At 72.1% G+C, this 10512-nt stretch carries 6 protein-coding genes (1 of these 6 cut by a window edge); 1 reads left to right on the top strand and 5 read right to left on the bottom strand.

Annotated elements, in window-relative coordinates; genetic code table 11:
- On the top strand, positions 1–1042 hold the 3' portion of the coding sequence (gene chrA / locus LPC10_RS07170) for a chromate efflux transporter (RefSeq protein WP_231346082.1). It extends 182 nt beyond the left edge of the window; the window shows 1042 of its 1224 coding nt (coding positions 183–1224); the start codon falls outside the window, past its left edge; its stop codon occupies positions 1040–1042.
- A gap of 115 nt (positions 1043–1157) precedes the next feature.
- Here the strand turns inward: chrA and bcsN are convergent, their stop codons facing one another.
- From bcsN to bcsA, 5 genes are read right to left on the bottom strand one after another with little or no spacing between them, the layout of a single operon-like run.
- Positions 1158–2183, bottom strand: coding sequence for a cellulose biosynthesis protein BcsN (gene bcsN, locus LPC10_RS07165; RefSeq protein ID WP_231346081.1), 1026 nt, complete (start codon positions 2181–2183; stop codon positions 1158–1160).
- Positions 2180–4159, bottom strand: coding sequence for a hypothetical protein (locus LPC10_RS07160; protein ID WP_231346080.1), 1980 nt, complete (start codon positions 4157–4159; stop codon positions 2180–2182). Before LPC10_RS07160 ends, bcsN begins: the two co-directional genes overlap by 4 nt.
- Positions 4144–5406: a glycosyl hydrolase family 8 gene (locus LPC10_RS07155; RefSeq protein ID WP_231346079.1), complete on the bottom strand. Its 1263-nt coding sequence runs from the start codon at positions 5404–5406 to the stop codon at positions 4144–4146. Before LPC10_RS07155 ends, LPC10_RS07160 begins: the two co-directional genes overlap by 16 nt.
- On the bottom strand, positions 5406–8030 hold the full coding sequence (locus LPC10_RS07150; RefSeq protein WP_231346078.1) for a cellulose biosynthesis cyclic di-GMP-binding regulatory protein BcsB: 2625 nt from the start codon (positions 8028–8030) through the stop codon (positions 5406–5408). Before LPC10_RS07150 ends, LPC10_RS07155 begins: the two co-directional genes overlap by 1 nt.
- Positions 8031–8035: 5 nt before the next feature.
- Positions 8036–10459 carry a UDP-forming cellulose synthase catalytic subunit gene (gene bcsA, locus LPC10_RS07145; protein WP_231346077.1) on the bottom strand — a complete coding sequence of 808 codons (2424 nt, stop codon included), beginning with the start codon at positions 10457–10459 and terminating at the stop codon, positions 8036–8038.
- Positions 10460–10512: the final 53 nt, after the last annotated feature.

Genomic DNA, 10512 nt, shown 5'->3' with positions numbered 1-10512 from the left:
GGTCGCACTCTGCCAGTTCCTGCCAGGGCCGGCTTCGAGTCAGGTCGGGTTTGCCTTGGGGCTCCTGCGGGGCGGAGGACTTCTAGGCGGTCTTGCGGCTTGGACAGCCTTCACACTGCCCTCAGCCCTTCTGCTTCTGGCCTTCGCCTACGGCGCGGACGCGATCTCCGGCCCGGTCGGCGGAGGACTGATCCACGGACTGAAGCTCGTGGCCGTGGCGGTGGTCGCGCAGGCGGTCTGGGGCATGGCCCGGTCGCTCGCCCCCGATCGGTCGCGGGCCTCGCTCGCTCTCGGGGCGCTTCTGCTGACGGTCTTCGCCCCAACGGCGTTCAGCCAGGTCCTGGCGATCGCCCTCGGTGCGTTGGCGGGCCTCGTCCTCTGCCGCTCGGATGACGGGCCGGGCAGCGGCGCGCGCGCCGTTCCGGTCACGCGCCGGGCCGGTAGCGTCGCGCTCGCCGTCTTCCTGCTCCTGCTGATCGGATTGCCCCTCCTCGCACAGACGCTCGGTGCCCAGGCCCTGGCCGTGGCGGACGCCTTTTATCGCTCCGGTGCCTTCGTCTTCGGCGGCGGCCACGTCGTGCTGCCGCTGCTGCGCTCGGCCCTCGTCGAGCCGGGCTGGGTGTCGCCGGATGCCTTCCTGGCCGGCTACGGCGCAGCCCAAGCCGTTCCGGGACCACTCTTCACGGTGGCCGCCTATCTCGGAGCGGTGGCACAGCCGGGCCCGAACGGTGTCATCGGCGCCGCCCTCGCGCTGATCGCGATCTTCCTGCCCGGCCTCCTGCTCGTCTACGGAACGCTGCCGTTCTGGGATGCCGTCCGGTCGCGGCCGGCGGCGCGGGCGGCGATGCGCGGAACCAACGCGGCCGTCGTCGGCATCCTGGGCGCGGCCCTCTACGATCCGGTTTGGACCGGTGTGGTCGGCTCACCCCGCGATTTTGCCCTCGCCGCGCTCGCCTTCGTCCTGCTGACCGTCTGGAAGGCGCCGCCCTGGAGTGTCGTCGTGTTCACGGCCTTGAGCGGCCTCGCCCTCACTTGGGTTTGAGCGTCCGCTCGGCTCGAGCATCATCCTGGATATCGGATCCAGGACGATGCTCTAGATCGTTGTTTTTGCATCGTCTTTTCCCGAAAGCCGGCGGCCACCTTTCGGGACGATGCTTTCAGGGCCCGGTGCGGCCCGGTGCGGGGCGATAGGCCTCCGCCGGGAGATCGCGCGACAGACTCTCTCCGGTCGTGCGGCCCGGAGCCGGGCTCGGCATCAGCCCGCCGCCCGCGCCCTCGGCCGGTTTGGGCACATCGGTGATGTAGCGCTGTGCGCCCCCCGCCGGGGTCGTGGCCTGTGGGTCGGTTGCCGGGGTGGCACCCTGCGGCGTGGTGGGGGCGAGGTAGCGGCGCCCGCCGCTGTCGGGCGGTGTCGGTGCCGGCGGCCGGAGCGGCGGCGCAGCTTGCGGCTGGGCCGGAGGCACGGTCGCCGATTTCGGTGCGGCGTCAGTGGGCGCTTCGCTGGATGCGGGCCGGGCGGCCTGCCTCTTTGCCGGCGCGGCCCTTTCACGCCGGACCGCGGCCGGGCGCGGACGGGCCGCGGTCCGGCCGCCGGACACGCCGGGAAGGTTGATGGTCATCCGCTCGACCGCGGCGACGAGATCGTCGAGGCTCGCCTGCGCCGTGCGGCACAGCCGAATTCTCAAGGAGAGCGCGCGTCGGCCCGCGGTCGGGGCCACCGACCCGTCGAACAAGCCGCCGCTCCTCGCGACCCGTTGCGCCGCGCTCGCCCGCTCGAACCACTGCCAAGCGTAGAGGCAGTCGGTGCCGAGCGCGAGGCCGACCGGTCCGTAGCCGTTGCGCCGCGGCGCGACCACGCGAAGGGGCTGGCCGGGAAAGCGGACGGCGATCTCGCCCTCGATGCCGAACTGGCTCGGCTTGGCCAGCCGCGGCGGGAAGGCGAGCAGGAGGTCGCCGGTCTCGTTGCGCAGGGCGATCTCGGCATGGTTGCGGCCGTCGCCGCCCTCGAAGCGGATGCGCTGGTCGAACCCGTCGCGCAGACGCGTCTCGACGACGCCCGCGACCGGGCCGGCGCCGGGCAGGCGCAGCACCGGCGCGGACTGGGCCGAGGCGGACTGGATCAAGACGGGACCCGTCAGCAGCAGAGCCGCCGCCGCGAGGGGCCGGAGGAGACGCGATCTCACGGAAAGCCCTTCCCGTTCGGCCCGGTCCCGGAGGAGAGGCGGGAGGGCACCGAGAAGCGGTCGCTCTCCGGGTTCGACGCGGCCCGGCCGCGCTCGGCCTGCTGGTCCTGCCACAGCGTACCGGGCGGCGCCGGGGAGAGCCCCTCGGGCTTGTCGAGACCGTTATAGCCCGGCAGCAGGGTGAAGCCGTAGCGCTCGTAGGGCATCGGCCCCGCCCCGTTTACCCGCCGCGCCACCAGCGGCGGCCGCGCGGTCACGGGCTCGCGGGCGTACGAGCCGGGCGCGGCCGGTTCGGAGAGCGCCCGCTGCAGCGACCCCGGCGGGTAGCGCAAGGGGTTGTCGAGGGGCACGCTCAGCGGAAATTCGCCGCGCTGCACCGCCGCCGGCACCGTGCCGGCCTGGGCGCCGACCGTGGCGGCGTCCGGCCGCGGCACGCGCCCGTAGGAGGGGACGTCGGGCTTCGGCTCGGTCTTCGCCTGCGCCGGGGACCGGGCCGGTGGCTGCGGGGCGGCACAGGGCAGGGGCGGCCCGCCGGGATCCTCGCGGAACAGCAAATCGACGACCTTCGGAAACAGGCCGTCGTAGCGGTTCACGACCTCGAGATAGGAGCGTTGGCGCTTGAGACGCTGGAGCGTGAGAGCGTAGCCGAACACCGTGGTCTCGCTCGGCATCCAGGCGACGGCGCGCTGAAACCATTCGAGCGCCGTGTCGAACTGGCAGGAATTGTAGGCGTACCACGCCAGCCCCTGCGCGCCCTCGCCGGAGGCCGAGGCGATCACGACCTTGGCGTAGCGCTCGATCCGGGCCGGCTCGATGAAGGGCGGGTTGGCCTGGGTGAGCTTGCGTTCGAGCACGTCGATGAACAGCAACTCGTTGCCGACGAAGCGGTCGCGCCAGGCGTAAGCCACCTCTTCGGCCTCGCGCAGCATGTTGAGTTCGCGCAAGGTGTGGGCGAGGCCGTGGGCGACCATGGCGTCGCCGCCGCGGCCGATGGCGAGCTTGAACCATTCCAGCGCCTCGCGGAACTGGCGCCTCTTGTAGGCGTACCAGCCGAGCAGGCCGGTCTGGCTCGGGTCGCCGCTCTTGCGGGCGTAGGCCTGGAAGGCGGTGAGGTCGGCGAGCGTCGGCGTCTGGGCCGGCTCGTCGTGCAGGAAGGCGGCGATGCGGGCGCGGGTGATGTCGAGGCGGATCGCGTCGAATTCCGAGACGCCCTCCGAGACGGTGCGCCCCATGGCGATGAGCCGCTCGGCCTGATCCATCTTGAGATGGCCCATCGCCTTCTGGATCGTGGCGAGCCGCGCGCCCGCATCGGCGCTGCCGTCGAGGACGGACTTGTAGAGATCGAATGCGTCCTCGGTGGCCCCCGTGGCGGCGAGCGCGTCGGCGATGATCCAGAGGCTTTCGAGGTCGGTCGGGTCGAGGGCGCCGGGATCGGCGCGGTAGAGCGCGACCACCTCCTCGGCGTTCTTGCCCGAAGCGTTCCGCTCGGCGGCGGCCTTGATGCTGTTGCGGAACTCGGCCCGGCGGAGCTTGCGCGCGAGCTCCTCCGAGGGCTGCCAGTTCGGTTCGAGCGAGCGGCGGTTGGTGATCGCCGCGCGCAGGTCCTGGAAGCGCCCGGCGGTGAAGAGGTCCCACAGCGGCGCCTCCTCGGGCGGACTTGGCTGCAGGGTGTCGAGGTCGGAGGGCTCGGTCCAGCCCGGATAGAGCCGCTTCAGCCGCGCGATCTCGGCCTTCATCCGCGCGGTCTGCTTCTGCGAGGCGTAGTAGCGCAAGGCACTCTCATCGACCATGCCGGGCGTGCCGCCGGTCTCTGGATCGACCACGATCGCGGGCGCGCGGGCGCCGTCGCCGTAGATCAGGCGTGGGGCGGCCTCGGGCGCCGGCTGCGCGCCGCCTTGAGCCGCGGCGGGCCCAGAGCCCGCGGTCAGGAGGAGTGCGGCGAGCGCGGCCGCGGAGGGCGTCAGGATTTCACGCATGACGGATACCGCATCCGGGCCGCGATCAGCGCGAGAAGGTGGAGGGTGGTCGGATAGTAGTTCTGATTGTCCTGCACCGTCCTTAACGGTTCGGGAAAGGGCGTGCCGTCGGCGGCGCAGGCGGTGAGCGCGGGAATCGCCGTGTAGCCGACCTCGCTCAGCCACTCGACCGGCTGCCCGTCCCGGGTGTCGACGATCGGCAGGCGCTCGCGGTCGATCCCGCCCCACAGCGTCTTGAAGGGCGCGTAATCCTCCGGCCGCCCGACCCCGGCCCAGGCGAGATAGAGCGGCACGCGGATCGCGTTGTAGGAGAACAGCGGCGGGAAGCCGTCGGCGGGGCGAAGGGCCTCCTTGGCCGAGATCCACTCGGTCGGCAGGCTGCTCGGGCCGAAGCGGGACTGGCGCAGGAAGTCGAGGCCGCTGCGGATCAGCGAGGCCCAGTCGTATTCAGGCGCGACGATCGCCAGCCGCTGGAAGGCGGGAAAGACCCAGTAGGACAGGTTGATGAGCGGCCCGTCGGCGCGCTCGCGGGCGGAGAAGCCGGAGACCGCCGGCAGCAGGAGCGCCCCGTGCGGATCCTTGAACAGGATGGTCTTGCGGCCGAACTCGACGGCGATGCGGCGCGCGGCGGTGCGGTAGGACGGCTCGCCCCAGGCCTCCGCCGCCTCGGTCAGAGCCCAGGCGACGAGGATGTCGCCGTCGGTGGCGTTGTTCATGTCGGCCACCGCCGGGCGGTGGTCGGGGGCCCAGCGCCAGGCCAGCAACTCGTCGGAACGCACCATCAGGTTGGCGCGGGTCCAGCCCCAGATCCGCTCGAACGCGACCCGGTCGCCGGCCGCGACCGCGATCAGCATGCCGTAGCCCTGGCCCTCGCTGTGGCTGATCATGCCGTTGGCGGTGTCGACGATCCGGCCCTGCTCGGTGACGAACCGCGCCCGGTAGGCGCGCCAGGCCGCGTCGTCGCCGAGCGTGTTGGCAAGGGACGGCCCGGCATCGGTCCGCGCCGGCGCCTCGGGGCGCGGCGGGCTCGGCAGGGCGGTCGCGGGCGGCACCGTGGTGGCTTCCGACTGCTGAACCGCCGGCTGCGCCGCCTGCGCGGGCGACGGCTGCTGTGCGGGTTGTTGGGCAGCGGCCGGCCCGGCCGCCGCGAGGGCGATGACCCACCCGGCGCGGCGCAGGACCGCGCCGAGACGGAGACGGGCACTGGCACGAGCGCGAGCACGAGACCGTGCGGGGGCGGGCCGCATCAGGAGTTCCTCCGGCCGAGTTGGCGCACGAGGCCCGTGGTGGCGAGGCCGAGGCACAGGGCCATGAACAGGGTCATGCCGACGTAGTAGCCGGGATTGAGGGAGAGCCACGCCGCCGAGACCAGCCGGAAATTCGCGAGCGACCACGTCCGGGTCTCGATCAGCGCGACGCGGTCCGGTTCGACGGTGGTGAGGGTGCCGTCCGAGGCGTCGAGGAAGGCGGCACGCCCGACGAGGCGGGTCCAGACCACCGGATCGACGAGGCAGGAGACCGAGGCCTTGAGCATCGACGGGTTCGGGGCGGTGACGAGCACGGTGGTCTCGCTGAGCTGGGATCCGCTGCTATCCTCGGCGATGATCAGCGAGGCGCGCGGATTGATCGGCACGTCTCCCGCTGCCGGCGCCTCGATCAGACCGGTCACGTCGCTGCGCAGCCGCAGCGCCGCATTCGCGAGCCGGGTCCAGCCCTCCCGCAGAACCGTGGGCACGAAGGCGGCTCCCGACAGGGTCTGGTCCCAGCGGGCCACGAGCTCCTCGTCGGTTTCCGGGGCTGCCGACCGCGGCGGCGCGCGCGGAGAGGGCGCCGGGGCAGGGGCGGCCGCCGGTGCGGTGGGAGGCGGCGCGGCCGCGACGCTGACCGGTACCGCGGCGGGCGGCAGGGCGCAGCGCATCGGCAGGTTTCGCCGCAGCCGGTCGAGGGTCAGCACGCCCTCGGGCCCGAACTGCCCCGGTGTCGCCACCGTCTCGGCCCGCCCCTGCCAGACGCGGCGGATCTCGTCGGGATCGAGGCCGGCGGCCTGGATCGTCACCGGGTTGAGGGCGCGGGCGGGTGCCACCACGAGCTTGGCGCCGCCCTCCGTGCCGCCGGCATCGGGCACGAGTTCGAAGTCGATCACGCGCTTGGCGGCGATGGCGAGGCGGGCGGCGAGGGTCGCTGCGGCATCCGCCGTCTCGCGATCGGCGACCGGCAGCACGAGGCGCGGCCGCCCGCCCGATGCGGTGAAGGGGACGGCCCCCGCCTTGACCGCGGCGAGGTCGGGACTGCGCACGGCTCGCGCCAGCGCCGGGATTTCGAGGCGGGTGCGGTCGAGGAAGAGGAAGCGCGGCTGGCGCGCCGTCGGCGAGAGGGTGTCGCAGACCTTGTCGGCGGCGTTGGGCAACTGCGCGCTGATCTCGACGCTGTTCAGGCCCGGTCGCCACAGGCTCAAGGGCAGCGGGATCGCCTGATCGTCGAACACCTCGCCGCGGGCATAGGGCAGCGGTACGCTGGCGGCGTTGCGGCCGTTGATGTCGACGACGATCTGGGCGCTCGAATCGAGGCCCGCGGCGTAGCCGCCGGCCAGATGCAGCATGGCCTTGCCGTAATCGGCGGGCACGAAATCGGCGGGAAAGCGCAGCTCGATCCGGGTGCGCAGCAGGCGTCCGTTGAACTCGCGGCTGGTGACGCCGAGGCGCTCCAGTTCAAGCCGCTCGCCGCCCTGAACCTCGTAGCCCCGGATCAGGGGGGCGAGCGCGGCGCCGGGCGCGCTGCCGCCGCCATCGCCGGCCGCGGCGAGCTGGGTGATGGCGGACCGCACGTCCTCGGGGCCGGAACCGGTGACGACGAGCGTCGGTGCCCGGTTGCCCCGCGGCGGCAGCAGGGCGAGCCGCGGCCCGGTGATCGGCCCGAGATCCTCGATGCCCTCCGTGCCGCGGATCTCGGCGGCGGTGCCGACGAGCAGGTTGACGCCGTTGCGGCCGGAGAGCGGCGGCCCGAAGCTGACCGCCGGCCGGGCGAGCCGGCTGACCACGGCCACGGCCTGTACGGCGCCGATCATCCGCTCCAGCCGCGGCAGGGTCGGCTTCTCGTTGAGCAGCACGCCGATGGGCAGCGCCCCGCTCTCGTCGGGCTCCAGGGCGGCCAGCGATTTCAGATCGAGATCGGCGGCCGGCGCGACCACCAGCCCGGAGCGGGAGGGGTCGATCTGGGTCCACAGCTCGTAGGTCGCCTCGATCCCGCAATCGACCCGGTGGCGCTGGCTCGCGGTCAGGGTCACGGCGTTGTAGCCGGCCTTGAGGACGCCGTCGGGAATCGCGAATTCCACGACTTTGACCGCGCCGGGCGCCTGGATCCGGGTCCAGCCGACCTTGGTGCCGTTGACGAGGCCGGTGAGTTCCGAGCCTTCCGGTGCCACCGAGATCGCCGAGAGGTAGGAGACCCGCAGCCGCGCCGCGCCCCGCACCTGCCCCTCGGTGAGGTAGACCGGGTATTGCAGCACATCCTCCTCGCCCGAGAGGCGGAAGCCGCGGGTGCCCGCGGGCAGGCGGCGGGCCGGGGCGATGGTCGCTTGAACCGGGGGCTGGGAGCGGCGCGCGGTGTCGGCGTTGTCGCCGGCCGTGGGACGGGCCTGCGTCCCGGCCGGTGGGGCGGCGGACTGGGCCGGCGCTTGGGACGGGTTCTGCTTGCGCAGGGCGTCGCCGGTCGGGGGCACGGTCAGGCGCTCGGCCGGACCGGTTCCGAGGAAGCTCTGCGCCCGCGCGGCCGATCCCGACATGACCGAGCCCGCCGCGGCCATGCAGGCGAGCGCCCAGGCCAGCCGGCGCCACGGACCGAAGCCGAACCGTGAAGGATGCCGCATCGCCATCCCTCTCACGCCGTGCCCGCTTCGCGGCCGGAGCGCCCGGCGAGCGCACGTTCGTTCTCGTAGTCGAGCATCATCCGCACCCAGTCGTTCGAGGCGCGGGAAGGAGCTTGGGAAGGGGCCTGGGAAGAAGCTTGGGGCGCGTTCGGCGCCTCGGCCGGCGCAGGCTCACGCGCCGCCGGCGGAACGGCCTGGAGCGCGGGGGGCTGCGCCAGAAGCGGCTCGGGCAGGTTCGCCCCCGTCGGGGCCTGTTCCGGCGCGTCGTAGATCGGCGAGGTGCCGTCGATCACGGGCGCGACGGCCGGGCGGGCGTCGGCGGCGAGGGCGTAGCGCACGGCGCGCACCGGCTCGGAGAGCCCCCACCAGATGAATTGCAGCGTGCCGGTGAGGATGTCCTTGTGCCGCCGCCGTCGCATCTGGAAGCGGCGCATCGCCTCCGCGTCGCCGTACATCAGGCCGGCCAGCGCCACGTAATCCTGCGGGCGCAGGCGGCCGAAGCTCAGGCGGGCGAAGGCCTCGTCCTTGGTCCGCTCGATCCCTTCCAGGGTCACCGGCAGGGCGCCGGCCGGGCGCGCACCGGGCACCGGAACGACGGTGAGCGCGCCGGTGAGCGTGCGGTGTCCGACCCCGGTCGGCAGCAGGGCGGCGGGCAGGCGCACCGTGCAGGCTTCCGCCGAGACGCGCTCGATCGTCACGTCGATGGCCCGGCCGGCCAGCGTGATCTGGCCGCGGCGGTTGATGGCGAGCGAGGGCGCGCGCTCCAACTGGCGCCGCTCGGCGCAGACCCCGAGCGCGGCGCCTGCGGTGAGCAGGTTGAAAAAGTTCCACAGGCCGACCACCAGCATCAGGTTGGTCACGCCCGGCTCGAACAGGTAGCGCCACGCCGCCACCGCGCAGCCCGCCGCGAGCAGCCCGTAGACAGCGAAGAAGGGCAGCGAAGCCGACGAGAGGTGGTTGTGGTCGAGGCTGATGCCCTTGTCGGTGACATTGAAGGTGGGCTTGCGCGGCGACCAGATCACCGAGACGATCGCCTTCGACAGATAGAGGCCCTGGACGTACTCGTAGAGTTCCGACACGAACGGCCAGCGGAATTTGCCGTAGACGTAGTTCTGCATCATCAGGTTGATGACGATGTAGGTCGCCGTGTAGGCAATCGACTCATCGACGCTGGCCACAAAAATCTTCAGATCGAAGAAGATGTGCAGGAGCGGCGCGAACATGAAGATCAGCCGCGGCACCGGGAAGAACCAGAACGTCATGCTCGAGAGGTAGGCGATCTTCTGGATCGGCTTGAGCCCCTTCTGCAGCACCGGGTTCTTCAGCAGCAGGATCTGGAACATGCCCTGGCACCAGCGCGAGCGCTGGCCGATGAAGGCCGAGAGCGTCTCGGGCTGGAGGCCGGCGATCAGCGGCTTGTCGACATAGGCGCTGGTCCAGCCGCGGGAATGCAGCTCGAACGCGGTCTCGCAATCCTCGGTGATGGTGATGCCGGAGAACCCGCCGGCCTCGTCCAGCGCGGTGCGGCGCAGCAGGGCGGCGGAGCCGCAGAAGAACGAGCCGTTCCATTTGTCGAGCCCGCGCTGCGTCACCGCGTAGAACATCTCGTTCTCCGACGGCATCCGCTCGAAGGTCTTCAGGTTGCGCTCGATCGGATCGGGATTGAGAAAGGCGTGCGGCGTCTGAACGAGGAAGAGCTTCGGATCCTCGGCAAAGTAGCCGACGGTCTCGCTCAGGAAGGAGCGGAACGGGACGTGGTCGGCATCAAGCACGACGACGATCTCGCCGGTGGCGAAGGCAAGCCCGTTGTTGAGGTTACCCGCCTTGGCGTGCTCGTTGCGGGCGCGGGTGAGATAGCGGCAGCCGAGCCCTTCGGCGAGTGCGGTCAGCTCCCGCCGGCGCTCGCGCGCGGCCTTGGCCTTCTCGGGGTTCGGGTCGGCGCATTTCTGGTCCGATCCGCCGTCGTCGAGGAGCCAGACGGTGAGCTTGTCGGGCGGGTAATTCATCTGGCGCGCGGCCGCCAGCGTCATTGCCAGGATGGCGGCGTCCTCGTTGTAGCTCGGCACGAAGACGTCGACGGTGGGCAGGTCGGCCGCGCTCGCCGCCGGGGGCGGGCGCCGCTTGAGCGGGTCGGCGTTGATGATCAGGCTGACGAACAGGATGAAGACGCAGTACAGCTCGCCGACGAGCAGCAGCAGGCCGAAGCCGAAGCTGACCGGGTCGCCGGGCGAGGGCAGCGTGTCGGTGACCCGCCACAGGATGTAGCGGAGCACCACGAGGCTCCCGAGCGCCAGGAACACGAAGCGGGTGCGCGGCCCGTCGAGGAACAGCCACAGCACGATCATCGCCGCCATGGCGGCAAGGCTCATGGCAAGCTGGTTCTGGGTCCCGACCGGCTGGCTCAGCAGGACGAGGCCGGCGACCGTCGTTCCCATCCACGCCAGCCACCGCAGCGCACGTATCACACTCGCCACCCCTGCGTCGTGGA

Source organism: Methylorubrum sp. B1-46 (assembly GCF_021117295.1).
Lineage (GTDB): Bacteria > Pseudomonadota > Alphaproteobacteria > Rhizobiales > Beijerinckiaceae > Methylobacterium.
The sequence above is the reverse complement of the archived record's forward strand: the minus strand, read 5'-3'. Positions and strand labels throughout refer to the sequence as shown.

Bases quoted from the DNA above. Each gene is read 5' to 3' on its own strand.
- LPC10_RS07160 (WP_231346080.1), bottom strand. From the start codon at position 4,159: ATGCGTGAAATCCTGACGCCCTCCGCGGCCGCGCTCGCCGCACTCCTC.
- LPC10_RS07155 (WP_231346079.1), bottom strand. From the start codon at position 5,406: ATGCGGCCCGCCCCCGCACGGTCTCGTGCTCGCGCTCGTGCCAGTGCC.
- LPC10_RS07150 (WP_231346078.1), bottom strand. From the start codon at position 8,030: ATGGCGATGCGGCATCCTTCACGGTTCGGCTTCGGTCCGTGGCGCCGG.
- bcsA (WP_231346077.1), bottom strand. From the start codon at position 10,459: ATGGGAACGACGGTCGCCGGCCTCGTCCTGCTGAGCCAGCCGGTCGGG.